We start from the raw sequence: 22487 nt of genomic DNA, 5'->3' as shown, positions 1-22487 counted from the left end.
TATGTCGCGCATTAGGCTCAATCATAAAATCATTTTTCATTTTTTAGGACTACTACTATTATTCAATGGTGGTTTTATGCTTATCGCAACTTTGATAAGTCTTATTTATCAAGACGGTGTGACCCTCCAATTATTTTTAGCGGGATTCGTTACGCTAATCATTGGAGCTTTGGTGATGTATAGAACTCAAAATCATCGCAAAGAAATGAATAAGCGAGAAGGTTATATAGTGGTAGCCTTTGGTTGGATTGTGATGTCACTATCTGGAACCTTACCTTATTTGGTGACTGAATCTATTCCTTCGTTTACGGATGCCTTTTTTGAAACCATGTCTGGATATACCACGACTGGATCGTCTATATTAAATGATATTGAAATAATTCCTAAAGGGGTGTTATTTTGGAGAAGTTTAACCCAATGGATTGGTGGTATGGGTATAATTGTTTTAGCTATCGCTATTCTTCCATTACTTGGTGTTGGTGGTATGCAGCTATTTGCAGCCGAAGCTCCTGGACCTGTTGGTGATAAACTTCATCCGAGAATAACGGATACAGCGAAGCGTTTATGGTTAATTTATGTGGGCTATACGGTGGCAGAAACTATACTGTTAAAAGTCGCAGGGATGTCATTTTTTGATGCTATAAATCATTCGTTAAGTACTTTGTCTTCAGGAGGATTCTCTACTAAAAATGCAAGTGTTGCCTATTGGAACGATCATCCTATTATACAGTATATTATCATTTTCTTTATGTTCTTGGCTGGAACTAATTTTGTATTAAGTTACTATTTATTTAAAGGGAAAGTATCTAAGATTATACACGATGAAGAGTTTAAGCTCTACTTCAGATTTGTGGCAGTATTTACTATAATCGCTTCGGTCTTAATTTATTTTAGAGCGGATATATCTCAATCCTCAATAATACATCCTATGATATGGGGTGAAGGTGAAAGCGCTTTAAGACATGCCTTGTTCCAAGTGGTCAGTGTGATTACTACTACTGGATTTATAACGGCAGACTACACGGTTTGGACTCCGTTTTTGACCGTTTTCTTTTTCGGATTGATGTTCTTAGGGGGTTCTGCAGGGAGTACTGCTGGAGGTGTAAAAGTAATGCGTCAATTGATTTTAATTAAAAATAGCTTTTTAGAATTTAAACGTGCTTTGCACCCCAATGCTATTATTCCAGTAAGATATAATGAAAAATCAGTGTCTCGAGAAATTGTATTTAACGTCTTAGGATTCTTTATACTATATATGTTATCCTTTATCGTTGGTGCCTTAGTATTCTCTATGTTTGAAATTGATTTTGTATCGGCTGTTGGACTTTCGGCAACGAGTTTAGGGAATATTGGTCCCGCACTTGGGAATTTTGGGCCTGTGCATAATTTTGCCGCTTTACCTGAGTTAGGTAAGTGGTGGGCGTCATTCTTAATGTTAATAGGACGATTAGAACTGTTTACGGTTTTAATTTTAATGACACCTTTCTTCTGGAGAAATAGGTAGACTGCTTACATTTTATTAGACCTAACACGATTTAATTTAGGTGCATAAAAAAAAGCTGTAAGTCAAAAAATGACATTACAGCTTCTTCATTAAACACCACTTTTATTTTTAGCTTAAGGCTGCTTTAATTCGTTTTATAGCTTCTTTAATTTCATCTTGTGATGCTGCATAAGAAATTCTTATACAGTTTGGATTACCAAAGGCTTCACCTGTAACAGTTGCTACTAAAGCTTCTTCTAGTAGAAACAAAGAGAAGTCTGTCGCATTATTTATAGTGGTTCCTTTTATCGTTTTTCCGAAATATGAGGACACATCTGGGAATATATAAAAAGCACCTTCGGGTTCATTGTTTTTAAACCCTTCAATCTCATTTAATAAATCAAGAACGAGTTGACGTCTCTCTTTAAATTCATCTATCATATATTTAATACGAGACGGTGAGGCTTCTAAAGCTGTAATTGTGGCCCGTTGAGCAATACAGTTAGCACCACTAGTCACCTGACCTTGCATTTTAGTACAAGCTCTAGCGATCCAATCTGGAGCACCAATATAACCTATTCTCCAACCTGTCATCGCAAAGGCTTTTGATACACCGTTTACTGTAATGGTTCTGTCGTACATATGCTCAATTTCGGCCATACTAAAATGACCACCTTTGAAATTAATATGCTCATAGATTTCATCTGAAAGCACAAAAATATCCGGGTATTTCTTTAGGACTTCTGCTAATGATCTCAATTCGGCTTCACTATATACAGAACCACTTGGGTTACAAGGCGAACTGTACCAAACCATCTTAGTGTTAGGAGTAATAGCGGCTTCTAATTGTTCAGCAGTCATTTTAAAGTCGTTTTCAATTGAGGTTTGAACCTCTACAGGTACGCCATCGTTTAACTTTACAATATCGTTATAGCTTACCCAATACGGACAAGGTAAAATAACTTCATCACCTGGGTTGAGCATAACAGCAGCGATATTAGCTAAGGCTTGTTTTGCACCGGTGGAGACCACAATTTGTGGTAAGCTGTAATCGAGCCTATTATCACGCTTAAATTTTGTGATAATCGCTTGCTTCAGTTCTACATAACCATCTACAGGAGTGTAGCTGTTATAGTTTTGGTTAATCGCTTTAATAGCCGCATCTTTAATAAAGTCTGGCGTATTAAAGTCAGGCTCACCCAAACTTAATCCAATAATATCTTTTCCTTCGGCTCTTAATTCTCTAGCTTTTGCAGCCATCGCTAAGGTGGCTGATGTGGATAGATTGTTAATTCTATCTGAAAGTTGATTCATCTGTTATTTTATGTTGAATTAGGCTTGCATTGCTGGTCGTGCTCCCATTTCTTTTAAAAACTTGAAATGAGCAGCAATAGCTTTTCTTGTCGTTTCGTACTCTTTGTATGGTAAGTTAAATTCTTGTGCAGTTGACTTTACAATCTCTGCGATTTTACCATAGTGAATATGGCTGATATGTGGAAAAATGTGATGTTCCACTTGGTGATTTAAGCCTCCAGTATACCAGTTTATAATTTTACTTCTCGCACCAAAATTAACTGTAGTTTTTAATTGGTGGATCGCCCAAGTGTTTTTCATAGTACCATCTTTTTCTGGTAATGGCATCTCAGCTTCGTCCATAACGTGAGCTAATTGAAATACGATACTTAAAATAAGACCTGCAACATAATGCATAATGAAGAATCCGATTAAGACTTTATACCATGCGATATCAGTAAGAACCATAGGTATAACAATCCACATAGAAATATAGATGATTTTTGAAACCACTAATTTACTCCAGTTTGCCACTGGATTAGGGAATTTACCATAAGATAATTTACGCTTCATGTAACGTTTCATCTGTTGGAAATCTGTAGTAATCGCCCAGTTGATGGTTAATAAGCCATAGAGTAAGACGGAATAATAATGCTGAAATCTATGATGCTTACGCCATTCGGTATGCTTTGAGAAACGTAGAATTCTACCCGCTTCTAAATCTTCATCATGACCGTGAATATTCGTATAGGTATGGTGTAAAACATTGTGTTGAACTTTCCAGTTATATACATTTCCGGCTAAGATATAGATGCTGCTTCCCATGATGCGGTTAACCCACTCTTTGTTAGAGAAAGCACCGTGGTTACCATCGTGCATGACGTTCATACCAACACCGGCCATACCAATACCCATTACTACGGTTAAGAGTAATTGCGCCCAAGTAGGCATGTTTAAGGTGAGTAATAAAAAATAAGGCGTTAAGAATAAAGCAAACATGATGATGGTTTTTACCCATAGTTGCCAATTGCCTGTTCGTTTTATATTATTTTCCTTGAAGTAACTGTTTACGCGTTTGTTTAATGTTCTAAAGAACTTTGCGGAATCTGTTCTAGAGAAGGAAAGTGTTTGTTGTGACATGTATTTAAAAAATTTATATTATAATGTAAGTAATTTAGTGCATTATAATATAACAAAGATAGCTAATAAATAAAAGCAGTCATTATTGTAAAATGTTAAATTATAAATCCGAAAATAAGTACTTTTGCAGAAAGAACATTAAATGGAGCTGATTTTAAAATATTTTCCGGACTTAACTGAAACTCAAATTCAACAGTTTGAGGCTTTAGACGGCTTGTATAAAGACTGGAACAGTAAAATAAACGTTATTTCCCGAAAGGATATTGACGAATTATATCTAAGACATGTATTACATTCTCTAGGAATTGCTAAAGTGATGAAATTTGCCCCAGGTTCTTCAATACTAGATGTCGGGACAGGAGGCGGTTTTCCTGGTGTTCCATTGGCCATTTTATTTCCAGAATGCCAATTCCATTTAGTGGATAGTATCAATAAAAAATTAAAAGTAATTAATGCTGTTACTGAGGCAATTGGACTTACAAATGTTAAAACCACACACAGTAGAGTGGAAGCCATCGACGAAACTTTCGATTTTATTGTTAGTAGAGCGGTGACCGCAATGCCAGAGTTTACAACTTGGGTAAAGGGTAAAATTGCCAAAATACAGAAGAACGAATTAAAAAATGGAATCCTTTATCTAAAAGGAGGTGATCTTACCGAAGAGTTAAAGCCATATAAAGCGGTTAAGGCTTATTTGCTATCTGATTATTTTGAAGAAGAATTTTTTGTGACAAAAAAGGTAATTCATTTGCCATTAAAATTTAAAGTTTAATTGGCTTAATAAAAAAAACCTACTTGATTTATTGAGTAGGTTTTTTTTTGCGTTTTATGGTTTTTATTAATTAGAATGACATGGTTAGGTTAGCTGAAACGCCGGTAGCTTCTGCTGCATAACGACAAACACCTCCAACGCAGATCAGACCTGCTCTTTGTCTTCCATAATTCAAGCCTAATCTTGTAGAGCCTTTTGTATAACTGCCACCAATATTAAAGTAATGAGTTTCAGCGGTGTCACTATCATTGCCGGAGTTGTAAATATCGTTAATATAAACGGAATATTTAGAACTTAAATTAAATTCAAATGTTCCTCCAACCCAATCGTGACCATCAGAGTCGGACCATAATTTCTGAGCTTCGATTCGGAAGGATTTACCACCATTAAGTTTGCGGGTAGCTTCAGCAACCACAATATTTGATTTAATAGGTTCAGCTCCAAAATTCCCTTCTATCTGCTTCTTGCTGTAATATTGATTCACATAATAAAAGATACTATTCCATTTAGAATTCCATTTCTTTCTGATTTCGAAATTAATATCTGAAAAATACTTATTTCCGAAACCGAAAAGGTCAGTGCTATAATCTAAATTGTTATAATCAAAATCACCTTTTAGTCCTGCCCAATACGACATATTGAAAGCGATCTTTGTGCCATATTTGCCACCTAGTGGTGTGTCTTTTTTAATCTGGTAAAATAAATCTATTTGACCACCAATTTCGCCAGCTTTTAAAAGGCCTGGGTCTAAGAAGGATACTTGTGGCTGAGCTTGATAAACAAAGATATTAGTTAACAAATAATCGTGTTGTTTTGTTAAACCAGGGGTGTAGTTAACAATATTTTCTATAAATAGATTACCACTTTTTTGGCGTTCTGAGTAAAAAGACATGTTTTCTAATCGTCTGAAGGTAGCATCTAATCCAAATCCTTTTTGTGAAAACCCTGCGTTAAACAGAATGGCATTACCAGGCTTTACAAAGTTATTCATAATTTGTCCCACTTGTACAATGGCATCCTCACTTTTAGAAACATATTCTAAACTTGAATAAAAACTACCCTCATAAAAGTCAAGTCTTCCTGAAAAAGCATTGGTCAATTCATCAAAATTAGGATCTACAATTTCTGTCGCTTCCTTTCTTCCTACATAACTCAACCCTAAACTTAGAGATGTGCTTTCGAAATCTATAATTGATGAGAGGTCAATTTCTACATTGGCTCCAAATACTTCTCCATCAGAGGTGTCAAATCCAACACGTTGTTTGCCATATAAACCTGTTAGGTGAATGGATTCCATAGGCGTGTATTCTACTTTTCCACCGAATAAGGCATTGTTTAAACCTAATTGTCGGTCTTCCCAGTTTCTAAGAATTAAGCCGCTGCCAAATTGTGCATAATAATGACCAGCGGTAACGTCTAATTTAGAGGATTTATAGTTTAATGAATAGGTCCCAATATTGGTTCCTTCTAAATTAGGGGAATAATTAATAAGAGCTAATGGTTCATAGGATTCGATTTGAACAGAAGCTTGAAAGTTCTTTAAAAAGCTATAGTCTAACTTTAGGTAGTTGTTTGATCTAATGTGTTTATCTCCATCTTGGTTTTCGGTGTCATAAAAAGAACCTGTCTTTTTATCATCGTTGTACCAAGCTGAATTAGACTCTAATCCAATTCTTAAATTATCTAATAATTGTGCAAAAATAAATTGTCCTGATAGACAAAAAACTAATAGTAATATCAGTCTTTTCATAATGTTTGTTTTGGCTAGTATTTTGTGAAAAAAGTTCTAAGGATTTTAATTGGAGTGTTTTTTGATTACTTCATATAAAGCATCTTCACTACCTGGGGTGTATCCTGTATGTTGGTGGATGATTTTTCCGTTTTTAACGACAATCACGTAGGGCATTACTGTGATGTTAAGTGCTCGTTTAAGCTCTTGATTATCGTCGAATAAGATTTGATATTCCCAGCCTTTTCCATTAACAAGTGGAGTAACACGTTTTTTGGTTCTTGAATCATCAGTAGAAATAGCAATAATTTCTACATTGGTTTCATCTTGCCATTCCTCATAAACTTCACTAATTGCGTCAAGTTCATTAATACATGGAACACACCATGTGGCCCAAAAGCTAAAAACTTTAACCGTGTCCGAATTAGCAAGTTCTTGAATATTTACAGATTGCTCATCAATACTTTTTAGGGTGATGTTTGGTAATTCTTGGGCATTAGATAATGAGATTACCATTAATAATACGAGTAGGTAAATGTTTTTCATTGAAAGATTGTTGTTTTGTTAGTAATTGTGCAATAATAACACCAAAAAATTATAAAAAAATTATATTAGCCATCGAATTAATAAAAAACCTAATCTTATGAACAACACACACATTTTAAAATCCTTATTTTTTGCCTTAACGGTGATGCTTTTGAGTTGCAGCGGTGACAGCAATGATGATTCGGGAGGAGGGTCTGACGTAACAAGTATTACGATATCAAAACAATTTAATAATGATATCTATGTTGGCGATGCCATATTTTTTGATGTAAAAACTAATAACAACGATTTTGTTACTACTTCTGCCAATATCACAGTAAATGGAGTAAGTATTAATGGAAGTAATTATACACCTCAAACTGCTGGGGTTATAGACGTAGTTGCTACTTATAATGGCTTAACTAGTAATACATTACAAATATCGGTTTTAGAATTGCCTACAAAGTTTACTAAAAATGTTTTAATTGAAGATTATACCGGTACGTGGTGTGGCTGGTGTCCTAGAGTAGCCTATGGAGTAGAGCAGGTTGAAGCAGCTACAGACAAATCAATTACTGTAGCTATTCATAGAGGAAGTCCTAGTACGAGCTCAAGTACTCATGATCCATATAACTTTAATGCCACGGCATTAGAGAACATTATCAATCTTGAAGGCTACCCAACAGCGATGTTAGATAGAACCACTGTATGGGCTTATCCAGAGCCAAGTAATGTGAATCAAGTTGTTAATATAGCTAATGAAGAAGCAGATCTTGGTCTCGCTTTAGCTCCAGTACTTAGTAATAATAATATTTCTCTTGATGTTAATGTGAAGTTTGGGACGGCAGTTGCTAATCCTAAACTTGTGGTTTATGTTTTAGAAAATGATCTATTTTATGATCAAGTAAACTATACAAGTTATTATGGTGGTGGTGATATTTTAGCAAATTTTGAGCATGACAATGTGCTAAGAGCAACATTGACTGATTTAATGGGGGATCAAATTCCTTCTGCTGAAGTGGTTGCTGATAATGTTTACTCGAAAAACATTACTGTTTCTGTTCCAGGAAATGTAACTAATACGTCAAAAATGACTATTGTAGCTTTTGTTGTTAATGGAAATAATAATAAAGTTTATAATGCAAGGGTAGCTACATTTGGTGAGACTCAGACAATTGAAGAATTATAGAGAATCTTATTTAAGCGTAAAAAAAAAACCTGTAAATCTTTGTACAGGTTTTTTTTTTTGCTTAAATATTAAATAGAATAGTCTAATTATTGACCATAAACTTCGTGGTGAAAGTAGCATTAGTGTCGCTAACCACTTTGAGAATGTAAAAGCCTGAACTTAAATTAATGGGAATTGATGTTCTATTATTTAGGTTTGAATTTAATTGATACACCGTCTTTCCTGTTAAATCCATGATGTTAATTTTAGCCTTTATGTTTTCGGTGTTAAGTATTACTAGTTCGTTCTTTACAGGATTGTTTTCTAATTGCATTGATAGAAATTCAGAATTAGTTGTTGATAAAGGAGCGTTAAGAATCTCATTTAAAGCAAAGGCAACGTTGGCGTCCGATAGATATAAATGTGGCTGATTATCAATTGGGGTGAACGTGTTATCAAATGGACTATTAATAGCATGTCCGCTTCCGTCTATTTCTATATCGTGAAACCAATTTCTTTCATTTCCGGTGGATTCGTCCGTAGTATCTAAGGCTAGAGCACTAATTGATGGGATAAAGCTAAATTTATCTATTTGTAAACCGTCAATAAAGTCGGAAGCCATATCTCCACCAGTACCAGATTGGTCCATTAATGCAGAAAAATCAATTAATCCACCTGGAGCTGCATCTACGCCATCATAAAAACTTGTTCCTGAATTGGCTATGGATTCTACATTAGGAATAAAAGGAGGGAAAAGGGGTGCGAAAAAACGACTCACTTGTTGTGGAGTTCCTGCACTTGGTGTCATGTTTATTTCAATTTCGATGTCTATAGCTCCGACAATAGGTACTTCCATGGGAAGTGTAAGGTCTACCATTGTAAAACCATTGGTTACAGGAGTTACGCCATCTGCAGCTGTATATGAACTTCCAATAGCACTTCCGTTAATTATGGCAACATTACGAACATTTTCAGGAAACCCTGTTGGGGTTAAACTATTAAGGCTGGCTTCAAAGATATTTCTATAAGGATGTGGTGTGGGTTGGGTTATATCAGAATCAAAACTGTATAAGTCGGCACCAGAGAGATGTGCTTCAAAATGATCGATTAGCATTTGTCGAGCTGCTGGAGATTTTATTGTGCCGTCAATAAGTGGAGCTAATTCGGTGACTGGACTCAGTGAATTATTAGCTAAAAAGTTTAATTGATGTTGTAGTCCAATAGGAATATTTGCACCAAAATGTGGCGAATCGAAAGATATATATAATCTTGTATCGGCATCTAGGCTTTCATTTTCCATATAATTTAGCGCATATCTTGCTATCAATCCTCCTGCACTTGGGCCAATAATAACATTTTGCTCGGCGTTGTTAGAAGCTTTTTCTGCATTTATAGTATTAATCAATTCAACTAATACCATAGCGTTGCGCTCCAGATAATCGGTTCCGCCATCAATGATAGCGTTATCTTCAGCTCTTGTGTAATTTGGGAAGTTTAAAAAGATAACATCAAATCCTTCAGCTCTAATAAGATCAATTAAATTTTGGTCTCCAGAACTATTGGTGAAATTGAAGAGGTTATATAAAGCTGCAATATTCAAGGTGTCTCCTGGGTCAAAAGGATCCACAACAACTATCGGTTTGTCTAAAATTCCATCAGCACTTAAATAAATTTCGTACTCTCCTTGGCCTGGAAAATTCGTAGTTTCACCATAGGCTGCTAAATCGGGGGTTATACTTGAGGTGATGGCTGTTTGAGCACTAATAATAAATGGTAGACATAATAAGGCGAAAGTGTAGAAGTGTTTCATAAATTCAAGATTTTGAGTCTTAAATATACGAATATTATAAAAATTTTAACATTTAATTTAAGCTTCCTTAGGTAATGGATAAAAAAAAATCCCTAAAAGTTAAAAATACTTTTAGGGATTTTTAGGGTTGTTAAATTATAAATTAGCCTAAGAAAGGATATCTGTAATCTACAGGAGTTACAAAAGTTTCTTTTATTAATCGTGGAGATACCCAACGTAATAAGTTTTGAGAACTACCCGCTTTATCGTTTGTACCAGAAGCTCTTGCGCCTCCAAATGGTTGTTGTCCTACAACCGCACCAGTTGGTTTGTCATTGATATAGAAGTTTCCAGCGGCATTTTGTAATGCTTTTGTAGCTTCTTCAATTGCGTAACGACAAGTAGATAAAATAGCACCTGTTAAAGCGTATTCACTTGTTTCGTCAACTAATTTTAAAGTTTCTGTAAACTTATCTTCATCATAAACATAGATAGTAATTACCGGTCCAAATAATTCAGTACACATAGTTTCGTACTTTGGATTAGTAGTTACGATAACCGTAGGCTCAATAAAATAACCTTTCGATTTGTCATAATTTCCACCTGCAATAATTTCTGCGTCAGCATCAGCTTTAGCTGCGTCTATATATTTTGCAAGTTTATCAAAAGATCCTTCGTTAATTACTGCAGTAACAAAGTTACTCATATCTTCTGGAGACCCTTGTTTAAAAGATTTCACATCTGCAATAACGAATGTTTTAACATCTTCCCATAGGTTACTTGGAATATAGGCTCTAGATGCTGCACTACATTTTTGTCCTTGGAATTCAAAAGCACCACGTGAAATAGCTGTTGCTACTTGTTTAGCTTCGGCTGATTTGTGTGCTACAATAAAATCTTTACCACCAGTTTCACCAACTATTCTTGGGTAGGTTTTATAATTTTCTATATTGTTTCCTATTTGTTTCCAAAGGCTTTGGAATACTGGAGTAGATCCTGTGTAATGTAATCCTGAGAAATGTGGATTAGCCATAACCGTATCGGTAATCATTCCTGGGTCACCAAAAACAACGTTGATAACTCCAGCTGGTACACCAGCTTCTTTAAAAACATCCATGATGACTTTAGCTGAGTAAATTTGGTTGTTACTTGGTTTCCATACAACTACGTTACCCATTAATGCCATACATGATGGTAAATTTCCAGCAATAGCTGTAAAGTTAAAAGGAGTTACTGCATAAGTGAATCCTTCAAGTGGTCTGTATTCCACTCTGTTCCAAGCGTCGCTTGTACTTTCTGGTTGTTCCATATAAATGTCAGACATAAACTGAACATTGAAACGTAAGAAATCAATCAATTCACAAGCCGAATCAATTTCAGCTTGGTGGATGGTTTTTGATTGAGCAATCATTGTCGCTGCATTGATTTTTGCTCTGTATGGACCTGCGATTAATTCAGCAGCTTTTAAAAAAATGCCAGCACGTTGTTCCCAAGGCATTTCTGCCCAAGCAGTACGAGCTTCTAATGCAGTAGCAATAGCTTCCTCTACATGTTTTTTTTCTGCTAAGTGATATTCACCAACAATATGTTTATGATCGTGAGGTGGTGACATTGTTCTGGTGTTTCCAGTTTTAACGTCTTTACCGTTTATATATAAAGGGACTTCAACCTTAGAATTAAACATTGATTTGTAAGCTTCTAAAACAGCTTCTCGTTCAGGTGAACCAGGTGCGTAACTTTTAACAGGTTCGTTGACTGCTACAGGTACATTAAAGAATCCTTTTCCCATGATATAATTGTTTTTTTAGTTTGAAAATTGAAAGTGCAAAGGTACAATTTTTATAGCAGAAATATGGTTTCAAACGTTATAGATGTGAGGCAATTGAAAAATAGGTGGATAAGTAATATTGAAAATCAATTTCCGATTCACTGAAAATGTCAAAGAATCTTAAAGATGTCTATGAACGTTAATCCGTGTGAAATACGAAATTTTAGTTAAGCGCGAAAGGAGCACTCAACTTAAATGAAGGAACATAAACTTTAAATTTGCTCGCTTTATTGAGGTTCGTCATATTATAGAAACCATTCATGGCTCCAAAAGGAGAGGTTAATAAAGTGCCGGAATTATAAGTGTAAGTTTCTCCAGGTCTTAAGATGGGTTTTTTCCCTATGACTCCTTCTCCTTCAATAATTTCCTCGTTGTTTAGAGCGTCTAAAATTCTCCAATGTCTTGAGTTAAGCTGAACTGAATCTTTACTTTGGTTCTCAATAGTTATTTTATAACCAAAGGCAAAGTGCACTTTATAGTTCTTATAAAATGTACCTTCAAAACTGGTCTCGACAGAAATTTTGATGCCGCTTGTAACTTGTTGTACCATGAATGTAAATAATTAGTCAGTAGCTAAAATAACATAAATTTTGATTGAAGCATCATAATTGCGATAAGTAGCGCTGTTTTTTAACAATTATAAGACTTTACTGAGGAGTAATGCATTCATATTTAATTAGAAATGTCAAGGGATGAGGCTTCACCGAAACCGATTATTCGATCATAGCGCGCGCCTAAATCTTTGTAATATATTAGCGCTTTATAGTCGTTTTCGGTTTCCCAGAAATTACCGCTAATAGCCCCTTCATCTAATTCACCCGACTTTCTATCTATAGTCGCGTATTTATAATTGTAAAAACCTTGCTTTAGCAAAAGTATACCTTCATATCGTTTCTTTTTAGAATTATATCCCATTTTAGTTTGAGGCTCAATGGTAAAAGCATTAAAATTACCGTAGATATAAACGTCTTTGTTTTTTAGTTCTTCATGCTCTAATGAAAAATGGATCATCGTATAATCGGCTTCGATATCTAAGTCAGATCTGTCTATAGCGGTAATTTGAAAGTTTCCATTAATATCAGGATTATAAGTGTAAGGTCTATTTTTACGAGAGATATTTGTATATAGATAATTGTGGTAGAGGTCTTTTAAATCTATAAATTGAACACTAACATTAGCGGCTCTCACGTCTTTATTTTCAAAAAACAAATATTCATTCCCGCCCCAAAAGGCTGATTCGGTATCATAGCGATAAATTAATTCATTACCCAAGGTGTATTGTGGTTTTAAATCTGAAATCGCTGTGTTTAGGTTATTGTTTTGAATGATTAATGTTTTTACTGTTTCCAGTGGGTTATTTAAATTCATGCCATTCGTATTCACCACTAAATCGACAGACTGCATCTGAGCTATAGATTTTACATTGCGTGAACGCTTTACTTTTACGCCAACATTCGTTAAGTCTTCGTAAATCATAAATTTTCTACTAAACATCACTTCTCCAAAATCATCATAGATGGAAATCATATAGTTTCCACTTTTTAATAAAGCCTGTGTTTGAGGATTAGGAATTCTTAAATCGTAATGTGAATAGATTTGATAGGTGTTGAATGAGTTTTGATAATTTAAAATTCTTTGGTTGTCTAAGCCTTTCAAATACTCGGATTTCACCAAGTTTGAAGGCGTCCAGTCAAAGTTAAAATGTTCAATGACGTAATGAAAGTCCTCTTCATTTGCGGTTAAGGCATCAAATTTTAACACCAAAGGTTCTCCAAGTCTTAAGATTGGTAATTGACCTTGAGTTGTATTGCTTGAAAAAGTGATGGTTTTTATAAAGTCAGGTGGGCTCACTTCTTGCGCTACTTGTGGAAATACTAGAGTAGACGCTGCTAAAAGGAGTACAATGCTTAAAAATATATGCTTCATTCTATAAAATCTGTAAAGTGTAAAGATAAACAAAATCCATGCCTTGAAGTAATTAGGTTATTTATAATGGTTATAAATAAAAAAGATGACTGAATTAGGGTTCTTTATTAGCTTAAATTTGTAAATTTGCACGGATTTTTAGATAACTAATCTTTAATAGATATGTCAAAAGACATCAGAATAAAAAAAGGTTTGGATATAAAGCTTGTCGGTGAAGCCGAGAAAGCTGTAGAAAATGCTGTAGTAAGTAATTTCTATTCCATACGACCTGAAGATTTTCACAGTATTATCCCAAAACTAGTAGCAAAGGAAGGCACTCGCGTAAAAGCAGGTGAAACTTTGTTTTACAATAAGGATAATGAAGCAATGAAGTTTGTTTCTCCTGTTTCTGGAGAAATAACTGAAGTACAACGTGGGCCAAGACGTCGCATCGATGCCTTAAAAATTACTGCTGATAAAGTGCAAGAGCACGTAGATCATGGTAAATTTGATTTAGGCGCTGATGCTGAAAAGTTAAGAGCACATTTATTAGCCACAGGTTGTTGGGCATTTATAAAACAACGTCCTTATGATGTTGTTGCAAAAGCCGACAGTACGCCAAAGGGGATTTTTATCTCGGGTTATGCTAGTGCTCCGTTAAGCGCAGATTTAGATTTTACCTTAAAAGGTAAAGAAGCTGAATTGCAAGCGGCTATAACGGCTTTGTCTAAATTTGCTAAGGTTCATGTGTCTGTAGGGAAAGATTCAGACTCTCCTCTAGCTAAAATGCAAAACATAGAGTTGTATAAAGTTTCTGGACCACATCCTTCTGGAAATGTTGGTACTTTAATTAACAAGGTGAGTCCTGTTAATAAAGGCGAAACGGTATGGACGGTTAACGCACAAGATTTAGTAATTATTGGTGAGTTACTGCTTACTGGTAAGTTTAATGCTGAGCGTGTTATTGCATTATCTGGTTCTGCTGTTAAGAAACCACGTTATTTTAGAACTTTAATTGGTTCTGAAATTTCTACTATGGTATATGATAACGGTGTAGAGAGAGGTGCTAATAATCGTTTTATTTCTGGAAATGTATTGTCTGGAAAACAAGTAGGTCCTGATGGTTTCTTAGATTACTACAGTAATGTTGTGACTGTAATTCCTGAAGGTGACGATTATGATTTCTTCGGATGGAATAAGCCAATCTTTGATAAAGTGTCTAACTCTAGAGCTTTAACTTTTTCTTGGTTAACGCCAAATAAGAAATATGACCTAAACACGAATATGAATGGTGAGCATAGAAATTTTGTGCTTACTGGTAAATATGAAGAGGTTTTTCCATTAGATATATATCCATTACAAATTTTAAAGTCATGTTTATATAAAGACCTTGACGAAATGGAAGCTTTAGGTATGTATGAAGTAGCACCTGAAGATTTTGCTCTAACAGAATTTATATGTGTGTCTAAACAACCGCATCAACAAATTATTAGAGAAGGTTTAGATTTAATGATTAAGGAAATCGGTTAAAATGAAGATAATGGGTTTAAAACAGAACTTACATGCATTAAGAGAAAAATATAGAGGGACGAAAATGGCACCAGCCTTTAACGCTCTTCATACTTTTCTATATACGCCAAACGATACTGCTAAAGGTGGTACGCATATAAAGGCGGCGGACGATTTAAAACGTACCATGAATACGGTGATTATGGCATTAATTCCATGTCTAATCTTTGGTATGTTTAATACAGGTTACCAACACAATTTAGCCATTGGAGAAATTCAAGCGGTAACCAATGGATTTTTAAGTGGCGAATTTTGGTCACTTGCTAACTTCTCAGTTGGTTTTTGGCAAATCTTACCATTAATCATCATCTCTTACGGTGTTGGTTTAGGTATAGAGTTTTTATTTGCTGTAATAAAAGGACATGAAGTTGAAGAAGGATACTTAGTAACAGGTATGTTAGTGCCATTAATTGTACCAGTAGATATTCCATTATGGATGCTTACAGTAGCTGTTATCTTCGGTGTAGTTATAGGTAAAGAAGTATTCGGTGGTACAGGAATGAATATCCTTAACCCGGCTTTAACGATTAGAGCATTTTTATTCTTCGCTTACCCAACTTGGATGAGTGGTGATAAAGTATGGGTACATGGTGCAGTTGAAAGAACTAAAGAGATTGCAAATGGTTCGACAGCCGATGCTATTTCAGGTGAAACGATCTTAGGAACATTAGCTCAGAATCAAGAATTATCATATTCGGTTTCAGATATGTTCTTCGGATTTATACCAGGTTCTATCGGTGAAACATCTACATTCTTAATATTGTTAGGTGGATTATTTTTAATCTTTACTAAAATAGGAAGCTGGAGAATTATGCTGAGTTCGGTATTAGGAGCTTTAGTGATGGGCTTCATCTTTAATATGGTTGTTGATGCCGGTTGGATTTCAAATACAAGTAAATTCTATGGCCTAATGAGTACTGAATTCTGGCACCATTTATTAATTGGTGGTATGGCCTTCGGTATTGTATATATGGCAACGGATCCAGTTACAGCGGCTCAGACGAATAAAGGTAAGTGGATTTACGGTTTCTTAATTGGTTTTATATCTATTATGATACGTGTATTTAACCCTGCTTATCCAGAAGGCGTGATGTTAGCAATTCTGTTAATGAATGTGTTCGCACCTACAATTGATCATTATGTGGTGCAAGGGAATGTGAAAAGAAGATTAAAAAGAGCAAAAATAAAAACAGCTTAAATTATGGCAATCGATACAGATAAAAATAGTTATACCATTGTTTTTGCCATTGTTATGGTGGTGATTGTAGGTTCTATACTTTCAGGATTGGCTTCTGGCTTAAAACCATTGGTAAAGGCTAACGAGCGTTTCGAAAAACAACAAAACATATTGTATGCCATGGGTATTAATGGCAACGAAGGGATTAGTGATGTTGAATTTATTTCTACAGATAAGGTAGAAGATGTTTTCAAGAACACAATCAAGAAGCAATATGTGATTGAAGGAGATAAAGTAACAGAGAACCCTGAAGCTTATTTAATTGATATTAAAAAGGAGGAAACAAAATCAAAAGATCCTAATTACACACGTAAATTACCTTTGTTTGAAGGTGAAAAGGATGGGAAACCACTTTATGTAGTTCCAATTCGTGGTAAAGGTCTTTGGGATGCTATCTGGGGATTTGTCGCAGTTGACAAGTCAATGGTTGTTCAAGGTGTGTTCTTTGATCACGCTGGAGAAACACCAGGTTTAGGTAGTGAAATTAAGCAACGTTATTTTATGGATGATTTTGAAGGAGAGCACCTTCTAAATGCATCTGGTAAGTTTGAAGGAATTACCGTAGCTAAAGGTAATGCAGATCCTAAGAACGAAAGAAAAACAGACAATGCAGTAGATGCTATTGCTGGAGCTACTATTACTGGTGACGGTGTAACGGCTATGATTAAGAAAGATTTAAAAATGTACGTGCCTTTTTTTAAGACATTAAAATAATATTGTATGGGACTTTTATCAAAAAAAGATAGTAAACTTATATTAGATCCTTTAACGGATGATAACCCTGTTACCATTCAGGTATTAGGAATTTGTTCAGCCTTAGCAATTACAGCACAGTTAAAACCATCTATTGTAATGGCGATTTCTGTAATATTTGTTCTAGGTGTTGGAAACGTTGTTATTTCGTTAATGAGAAACATTATTCCTTCAAAAATTAGAATTATTGTGCAACTTATTGTTGTAGCAACTTTAGTAATTATAGTAGATCAGGTGTTAAAAGCATTTGCCTATAGTTTAAGTAAAGAGCTTTCAGTTTTTATTGGATTAATTATTACGAACTGTATTATTATGGGACGTTTTGAAGCTTTTGCTTTAGGAAACGGTCCTTGGAAATCCTTTTTAGATGGTATTGGTAACGCTTTAGGTTACGGTGTTATCTTAATTATCGTTGGATTCTTTAGAGAACTTTTTGGTTCTGGTACATTATTCGGATTGAAGGTATTAGGAGATTCTGTTGAGAAAACAGGTTTATATGCCTTAGGTTACGAGAATAACGGATTTATGGTATTACCTCCAATGGCCTTAATCGTAGTAGGTATTATCATTTGGGTACAACGTAGTAGAAACAAAGAATTAATCGAAGACTAATCACTAAGCATCAGTTAGTCGAAGGCTATTTTTTTTAATAGTGACCGAGACTAAGACTGAAAACTAAAAGAATATGGAACATATAGAGTTATTTTTTAAATCGATATTTGTAGATAACATGGTATTCGCATACTTCTTAGGTATGTGTTCGTACTTAGCGGTATCTAAAAAAGTATCTACTGCAGTAGGATTAGGAGCTGCCGTTATTTTTGTATTGGCAATTACAGTACCCCTAAACTGGTTGTTAGATCAATATTTATTACAGGAAGGTGCATTAACATGGTTAGGCCCTGAATATGCAGATTACGACTTAAGTTTTCTTTCCTTCATTATGTTTATTGCAACTATTGCTACAATGGTACAATTAGTTGAAATCATTGTAGAGAAATTTTCACCATCATTATACAACTCTTTAGGTATCTTCTTACCGTTAATTGCTGTAAACTGTGCGATTTTAGGAGGTTCATTATTTATGCAATCTCGTGAAATTGAAACTTTAGGTTTAGCGCTTAACTACGGAGTTGCTTCTGGTATTGGATGGTTCTTAGCAATTGTTGCTATTGCAGCGATTAGAGAAAAAATAAGATACAGTAATGTACCTGCACCTTTAAGAGGTTTAGGAATTACTTTTATTATTACAGGTTTAATGGCGATTGGATTCATGAGCTTTGGTGGTATGTTAACAGGTGGAGAAGATGAAGCTACTGAGGAAACTCAAGAAGATACTGTTGGAATGATTACAACTGTTACAGAAACTAAGGAAGATGATAAGACCTCTAGTCTTGTGATTGAAACAATAAACGATACGGATAAAAAACAATAGATAGTATGGTATTAGCAGCAAGCACAATAGGAACCGTCATTGCTACAGTTGTCGCGTTTTTAGTAGTTACTTTATTATTGGTAACACTTTTACTGGTAGTGAAACAAAAACTTTCACCTTCAGGTCCAGTTAAAATCACTATAAATGGTGAGAAAGAATTAGAAGTAAGTTCAGGAGATACATTATTAAGTACTTTAGGTAATAATAAAATATTTTTACCATCTGCTTGTGGTGGAGGTGGAACATGTATTCAGTGTGAATGTCACGTTCTTTCTGGTGGAGGTGAAGCTCTACCTACAGAAACGCCACACTTTAGTAGAAGAGAGTTACAAGAAGGCGCTCGTTTATCTTGTCAGGTAAAAGTAAAACAGGATATGGAAATCACCATTCCTGAGGAAGTATTTGGTATTAAGAAATGGGAAGCAACGGTTGTAAGAAACTATAACGTAGCATCATTTATTAAGGAATTCGTTGTTGAGATTCCTGAAGATATGGGTTACAAAGCTGGTGGATATATTCAAATTGAAATTCCACCATGTGAAATTAAATATTCAGAAATAGATATTACGGCTCACCCAGAAGAGCATGATACTCCAGATAAGTTTCAAGCGGAATGGGATAAATTTAATTTATGGCCATTAGTCATGAAGAATACCGAAACTACAGAGCGTGCATATTCTATGGCCTCTTACCCAGCAGAAGGACGTGAGATTATGCTTAACGTTCGTATTGCAACTCCGCCATGGGATCGTAATAAGAACGGTTGGATGGATGTAAATCCAGGAATTGCGTCTTCGTATATCTTCAACCAAAAACCTGGAGATAAAGTGGTAATTTCAGGACCTTATGGTGAATTCTTCATCAACGAGTCTGAAAGTGAAATGTTATACGTTGGTGGTGGTGCTGGTATGGCTCCAATGCGTTCGCACTTATATCACTTATTCAAAACCATTAAAACGGGTAGAAAAGTAACTTATTGGTATGGTGGACGTTCAAAACGTGAGTTATTCTATATCGATCACTTTAAAGAATTGGAAAGAGACTTCCCTAACTTCAAATTCTATATGGCACTTTCTGAGCCATTAGAGGAAGATAATTGGCAAGTAAAAGAAAATATCGATGCACCAGGTGACGGTTTCGTAGGATTCATTCACAATTGTGTAATTGAAAACTATTTAAATCATCATGAAACTCCAGAAGATATCGAATTATATTTCTGTGGACCTCCGTTAATGAACCAAGCGGTACAGAAAATGGGTGAAGACTTCGGAATTCCGGATGAACACATTAGATTTGATGACTTTGGTGGATAGTTCAAAACATTATAAAACAAAAAAGCCGACGATTAATCGTCGGCTTTTTTATTAGGTTTAATTTCTGATATTATTGGTCTTCATTCCAATAGTAACTATCAGGATATTCTCGTTTACCAAATATGGCGGTACCTACTCTGACCATAGTAGATCCTTCCTCAATGGTTATTTCTAAGTCGCCACTCATACCCATAGATAAATCATGAACGGAATGCCCATGATCAAAAAGTTGGGTTTGAATTTGATTCAACAATTTAAAACAAGCTCTTACTTTTTCAGCTTTAGCAGAAAATAGGCCAATAGTCATCAAGCCTTTGATGTTTATTCTATCCAATTGTTGGATCTCCTTAGCAAAAGAAATAGCATTTTCTGGATTCATTCCAAATTTACTGTTCTCGTAAGATGTGTTAAATTGTAAATAGGCATCCATTGTTTTATCTTCATAATCCAATCGGTTTTGTAGCTTATAAGCCAATTTGAGTCGGTCTAATGACTGTATGCAGTCTACATCATATCTTATCAACTCTTTGACTTTATTCGTCTGAAGATGGCCTATAAAGTGTTTTTCATGTTTGATGCTTTTTAAGGCCTCGTATTTTTCTTTGATTTCTTGAACTTTATTCTCTCCTATTAACCGTTGGTTATGATTAATAGCAAGCTTTATATGATCTGCTGATACGGTTTTTGTAGCCATAAGCAGTCTGACTTCCTTTGGGTCTCGATGTGCCTTTTTACAAGCGTTTTCAATTCTTATAAGAATATGGTTTAGGTTATCTATCATAGATGCTTCCATTTTAAAATGAATTATGATCTACATAAACCCATACCTCTTTTCCAGATGTTGTTGTTTCTAAGACGCGTTTATAATTAAATTGTTCACGTTTATCTGTTTGAACCAATTCGGCACCCGATAGTTCAAAAACAACACCTTCAATTTGGTCTGTATCTGCTCTAGTCTTTTTAGCTGAGGCTTGAATCGTTTTGTTATCCTGTGAAGATGGATTTATGTTTAAATCGATTAATTTGTAACCAGGCAATACATCTTTAGTACCTTTTGAAATCAGGGAGGCATAATCTTTTGAGGTCAATTCGCCATAAGTAAAAACTAGATGTTTTCTCTGTTTTTCTAAATTGATGACCTTGCCTTTGATTTGCTGAAAGGTGATATCCTTTGCTTCCGCGTAAGAGATTCCGTAATGTCTATCTATAGTATTTATAGATTCAGGAAATTTAGAAAGTATATCATCATAATAAGTATCGAGTTGTTCTTTCGAAGGCAGTTCATAAGTCAGTCTTATTTGAAATCGTCTCAACAGGGCCGTGTCAATAATTTCAATATGATTGGTAGCACAAATTAATAAGGTGTCGTCTGATAAATGATCAATCTGTTGAATTAAGGCATTAACCAAGCGCTTCATTTCTCCTGAATCTACCTGATCGTAATCGCGTAGCTTACCTATAAAATCGAATTCATCAATAAACACAATAGCTTTATCGCTAGAGGCTTTCTTAAATATTTCTGCAAGGTTTTTTGCGGTTTCACCTAAACGTGATGAGACAAATCCTGCTAAGTTGATGGTTATGACTTTTTTATTCAATGCAAATCCAATAGCACTCGCTGTTGCTGTTTTTCCGCAACCGGTATGTCCATATAATAAAATCTTATTGTCAACAGGAATTTCAAGTTTGTTGAGGGCATCTTTATAGGTGAATTCTTCAATAAGTTGATTGATTCTCACACGAACCTCTCTGCTTAAATGGAGTTCTTCGAGAGGAATTACTTTATTCTTTATACTAGTTGTAGTGCTGTGGTAGGCCATAATGTCTAATTGCTAATGGTTTGTTCTTGACGTCTGTTAATTCACAATTCATTTATTATACATTTTAAAATTTCTCTATTTTGAACATTTAAATCCACTTCAAATTTAGGTAATTTGTACGGGTTAATGGGCGGTGTAAAGAATCTGTTTTTCTCCCTTAAGTGGTAAAGACATGGAAACGAAGAATAATAAACAATTCCCAGGTTTTCTACTTTTCTATATATGAAATTCTATTTTTATGAGGCATTAATTTATCTTTGCTGCAATCAAGAATTTTACCGCTGTTGCGGAAATTAAAAGGATTCCCATTACTTAGGGAAGTTAATATGAGTAAAGCACTAACACCTCAAGAACTTCACAACCTCGCCATGAATCATGTGGGCAAAGATCTCGAATCTCGTGGTTTTGAATTTGTAGCTATAAATAGTAAACTTAAAAGACATCCACAGTTTGTTTGCATTGATAAAAACAGTCAGTATTACTTCGTGATCGTTAGAGCTGTTATTCTTCCTGAAAACCCTAATAACTATGATGTGGTTTGGATGGAAACATTTAAGAAACATGCTTACGAAAAAGACGCTAAAGTATTATATGCAGGAGTCGGTTTAGGAAATCCTAAAGGTGAAGGTTTACCTGTTTATTTAAACGAAGAGTACCTTATAGAATACAACGGTATTCAAGTCATTGATATGCATTTGAATTAATTCAATATTGAAATTTTAGATGAA

The 22487-nt window shown here is 34.9% G+C and carries 20 protein-coding genes; 10 read left to right on the top strand and 10 right to left on the bottom strand.

Features of this window, described 5'->3' with window-relative positions:
* The first annotated feature begins 1 nt into the window (after position 1).
* Entirely contained in the window at positions 2-1504 is a 1503-nt protein-coding gene (locus DFQ11_RS00500) for a TrkH family potassium uptake protein (RefSeq protein WP_110473686.1), read from the top strand.
* Positions 1505-1612: 108 nt separating this feature from the next.
* On the opposite strand, the gene DFQ11_RS00495 is transcribed toward DFQ11_RS00500, so the two are convergent.
* Together DFQ11_RS00495 and DFQ11_RS00490 are read right to left on the bottom strand one after the other, a co-directional pair.
* Entirely contained in the window at positions 1613-2797 is a 1185-nt protein-coding gene (locus tag DFQ11_RS00495) for a pyridoxal phosphate-dependent aminotransferase (protein ID WP_110473685.1), read from the bottom strand.
* A gap of 18 nt (positions 2798-2815) precedes the next feature.
* Positions 2816-3916 (bottom strand): fatty acid desaturase family protein, encoded by a 1101-nt coding sequence (locus DFQ11_RS00490; protein WP_110473684.1) that lies wholly within the window; start codon positions 3914-3916, stop codon positions 2816-2818.
* Positions 3917-4058: 142 nt separating this feature from the next.
* Here DFQ11_RS00490 and rsmG point away from each other — a divergent pair, with 142 nt between their 5' ends.
* A complete protein-coding gene (rsmG, locus tag DFQ11_RS00485; protein WP_110473683.1) occupies positions 4059-4688 on the top strand; it encodes a 16S rRNA (guanine(527)-N(7))-methyltransferase RsmG in 630 nt (209 codons plus the stop codon).
* 70 nt (positions 4689-4758) lie between these two features.
* Here the strand turns inward: rsmG and DFQ11_RS00480 are convergent, their stop codons facing one another.
* Both DFQ11_RS00480 and DFQ11_RS00475 read right to left on the bottom strand, forming a co-directional pair.
* Positions 4759-6438 (bottom strand): DUF6029 family protein, encoded by a 1680-nt coding sequence (locus DFQ11_RS00480; protein WP_110473682.1) that lies wholly within the window; start codon positions 6436-6438, stop codon positions 4759-4761.
* 45 nt (positions 6439-6483) lie between these two features.
* Complete coding sequence (locus DFQ11_RS00475; protein ID WP_110473681.1) at positions 6484-6963, bottom strand: TlpA family protein disulfide reductase; 480 nt, start codon at positions 6961-6963, stop codon at positions 6484-6486.
* 97 nt (positions 6964-7060) lie between these two features.
* On the opposite strand from DFQ11_RS00475, the gene DFQ11_RS00470 reads away from it, so the two are divergent.
* Complete coding sequence (locus DFQ11_RS00470) at positions 7061-8131, top strand: Omp28-related outer membrane protein (RefSeq protein ID WP_110473680.1); 1071 nt, start codon at positions 7061-7063, stop codon at positions 8129-8131.
* 82 nt (positions 8132-8213) lie between these two features.
* On the opposite strand, the gene DFQ11_RS00465 is transcribed toward DFQ11_RS00470, so the two are convergent.
* The 4 genes from DFQ11_RS00465 to DFQ11_RS00450 all read right to left on the bottom strand — a co-directional run bounded on the left by DFQ11_RS00465 (position 8214) and on the right by DFQ11_RS00450 (position 13653).
* Complete coding sequence (locus tag DFQ11_RS00465; protein WP_110473679.1) at positions 8214-9920, bottom strand: T9SS type A sorting domain-containing protein; 1707 nt, start codon at positions 9918-9920, stop codon at positions 8214-8216.
* 142 nt (positions 9921-10062) lie between these two features.
* Entirely contained in the window at positions 10063-11688 is a 1626-nt protein-coding gene (gene pruA / locus DFQ11_RS00460; RefSeq protein WP_110473678.1) for an L-glutamate gamma-semialdehyde dehydrogenase, read from the bottom strand.
* A 202-nt stretch (positions 11689-11890) separates the two neighbouring features.
* Positions 11891-12277, bottom strand: coding sequence for a Co2+/Mg2+ efflux protein ApaG (gene apaG, locus DFQ11_RS00455; protein ID WP_110473677.1), 387 nt, complete (start codon positions 12275-12277; stop codon positions 11891-11893).
* Positions 12278-12399: 122 nt separating this feature from the next.
* On the bottom strand, positions 12400-13653 hold the full coding sequence (locus DFQ11_RS00450; RefSeq protein WP_110473676.1) for a type IX secretion system plug protein: 1254 nt from the start codon (positions 13651-13653) through the stop codon (positions 12400-12402).
* A gap of 162 nt (positions 13654-13815) precedes the next feature.
* Between DFQ11_RS00450 and DFQ11_RS00445 the strand changes: the two genes are divergently transcribed.
* From DFQ11_RS00445 to nqrF, 6 genes are all read left to right on the top strand, one after another.
* Complete coding sequence (locus DFQ11_RS00445; RefSeq protein ID WP_110473675.1) at positions 13816-15162, top strand: Na(+)-translocating NADH-quinone reductase subunit A; 1347 nt, start codon at positions 13816-13818, stop codon at positions 15160-15162.
* Positions 15163-15172: 10 nt separating this feature from the next.
* A complete protein-coding gene (locus tag DFQ11_RS00440; protein ID WP_110474784.1) occupies positions 15173-16399 on the top strand; it encodes an NADH:ubiquinone reductase (Na(+)-transporting) subunit B in 1227 nt (408 codons plus the stop codon).
* 3 nt (positions 16400-16402) lie between these two features.
* A complete protein-coding gene (locus DFQ11_RS00435) occupies positions 16403-17152 on the top strand; it encodes a Na(+)-translocating NADH-quinone reductase subunit C (RefSeq protein ID WP_110473674.1) in 750 nt (249 codons plus the stop codon).
* A 6-nt stretch (positions 17153-17158) separates the two neighbouring features.
* Entirely contained in the window at positions 17159-17803 is a 645-nt protein-coding gene (locus tag DFQ11_RS00430) for an NADH:ubiquinone reductase (Na(+)-transporting) subunit D (protein ID WP_110473673.1), read from the top strand.
* A 73-nt stretch (positions 17804-17876) separates the two neighbouring features.
* On the top strand, positions 17877-18626 hold the full coding sequence (gene nqrE, locus DFQ11_RS00425) for an NADH:ubiquinone reductase (Na(+)-transporting) subunit E (RefSeq protein WP_110473672.1): 750 nt from the start codon (positions 17877-17879) through the stop codon (positions 18624-18626).
* A gap of 5 nt (positions 18627-18631) precedes the next feature.
* The gene (gene nqrF / locus DFQ11_RS00420) at positions 18632-19939 is read left to right on the top strand and encodes an NADH:ubiquinone reductase (Na(+)-transporting) subunit F (RefSeq protein WP_110473671.1); all 1308 of its coding nucleotides are present in this window, start codon (positions 18632-18634) and stop codon (positions 19937-19939) included.
* 70 nt (positions 19940-20009) lie between these two features.
* On the opposite strand, the gene DFQ11_RS00415 is transcribed toward nqrF, so the two are convergent.
* Together DFQ11_RS00415 and DFQ11_RS00410 are read right to left on the bottom strand one after the other, a co-directional pair.
* Entirely contained in the window at positions 20010-20720 is a 711-nt protein-coding gene (locus DFQ11_RS00415; RefSeq protein ID WP_373287858.1) for a YggS family pyridoxal phosphate-dependent enzyme, read from the bottom strand.
* 13 nt (positions 20721-20733) lie between these two features.
* Entirely contained in the window at positions 20734-21759 is a 1026-nt protein-coding gene (locus tag DFQ11_RS00410; protein ID WP_158524969.1) for an AAA family ATPase, read from the bottom strand.
* A gap of 326 nt (positions 21760-22085) precedes the next feature.
* On the opposite strand from DFQ11_RS00410, the gene DFQ11_RS00405 reads away from it, so the two are divergent.
* The gene (locus DFQ11_RS00405) at positions 22086-22463 is read left to right on the top strand and encodes a Na(+)-translocating NADH-quinone reductase subunit F (protein ID WP_110473669.1); all 378 of its coding nucleotides are present in this window, start codon (positions 22086-22088) and stop codon (positions 22461-22463) included.
* Positions 22464-22487: the final 24 nt, after the last annotated feature.

It is taken from the genome of Winogradskyella epiphytica (genome assembly GCF_003217215.1).
Classification (GTDB): domain Bacteria; phylum Bacteroidota; class Bacteroidia; order Flavobacteriales; family Flavobacteriaceae; genus Winogradskyella; species Winogradskyella epiphytica.
This window is presented reverse-complemented; position numbering and strand designations above follow the sequence as displayed.

Bases quoted from the DNA above. Each gene is read 5' to 3' on its own strand.
- nqrE (WP_110473672.1), top strand. From the start codon at position 17,877: ATGGAACATATAGAGTTATTTTTTAAATCGATATTTGTAGATAACATG.
- pruA (WP_110473678.1), bottom strand. From the start codon at position 11,688: ATGGGAAAAGGATTCTTTAATGTACCTGTAGCAGTCAACGAACCTGTT.
- DFQ11_RS00450 (WP_110473676.1), bottom strand. From the start codon at position 13,653: ATGAAGCATATATTTTTAAGCATTGTACTCCTTTTAGCAGCGTCTACT.
- DFQ11_RS00475 (WP_110473681.1), bottom strand. From the start codon at position 6,963: ATGAAAAACATTTACCTACTCGTATTATTAATGGTAATCTCATTATCT.
- DFQ11_RS00495 (WP_110473685.1), bottom strand. From the start codon at position 2,797: ATGAATCAACTTTCAGATAGAATTAACAATCTATCCACATCAGCCACC.
- DFQ11_RS00445 (WP_110473675.1), top strand. From the start codon at position 13,816: ATGTCAAAAGACATCAGAATAAAAAAAGGTTTGGATATAAAGCTTGTC.
- DFQ11_RS00440 (WP_110474784.1), top strand. From the start codon at position 15,173: ATGGGTTTAAAACAGAACTTACATGCATTAAGAGAAAAATATAGAGGG.
- rsmG (WP_110473683.1), top strand. From the start codon at position 4,059: ATGGAGCTGATTTTAAAATATTTTCCGGACTTAACTGAAACTCAAATT.
- DFQ11_RS00465 (WP_110473679.1), bottom strand. From the start codon at position 9,920: ATGAAACACTTCTACACTTTCGCCTTATTATGTCTACCATTTATTATT.
- DFQ11_RS00435 (WP_110473674.1), top strand. From the start codon at position 16,403: ATGGCAATCGATACAGATAAAAATAGTTATACCATTGTTTTTGCCATT.
- apaG (WP_110473677.1), bottom strand. From the start codon at position 12,277: ATGGTACAACAAGTTACAAGCGGCATCAAAATTTCTGTCGAGACCAGT.
- DFQ11_RS00415 (WP_373287858.1), bottom strand. From the start codon at position 20,720: ATGATAGATAACCTAAACCATATTCTTATAAGAATTGAAAACGCTTGT.
- nqrF (WP_110473671.1), top strand. From the start codon at position 18,632: ATGGTATTAGCAGCAAGCACAATAGGAACCGTCATTGCTACAGTTGTC.
- DFQ11_RS00500 (WP_110473686.1), top strand. From the start codon at position 2: ATGTCGCGCATTAGGCTCAATCATAAAATCATTTTTCATTTTTTAGGA.
- DFQ11_RS00410 (WP_158524969.1), bottom strand. From the start codon at position 21,759: ATGGCCTACCACAGCACTACAACTAGTATAAAGAATAAAGTAATTCCT.
- DFQ11_RS00405 (WP_110473669.1), top strand. From the start codon at position 22,086: ATGAGTAAAGCACTAACACCTCAAGAACTTCACAACCTCGCCATGAAT.
- DFQ11_RS00470 (WP_110473680.1), top strand. From the start codon at position 7,061: ATGAACAACACACACATTTTAAAATCCTTATTTTTTGCCTTAACGGTG.
- DFQ11_RS00480 (WP_110473682.1), bottom strand. From the start codon at position 6,438: ATGAAAAGACTGATATTACTATTAGTTTTTTGTCTATCAGGACAATTT.
- DFQ11_RS00430 (WP_110473673.1), top strand. From the start codon at position 17,159: ATGGGACTTTTATCAAAAAAAGATAGTAAACTTATATTAGATCCTTTA.
- DFQ11_RS00490 (WP_110473684.1), bottom strand. From the start codon at position 3,916: ATGTCACAACAAACACTTTCCTTCTCTAGAACAGATTCCGCAAAGTTC.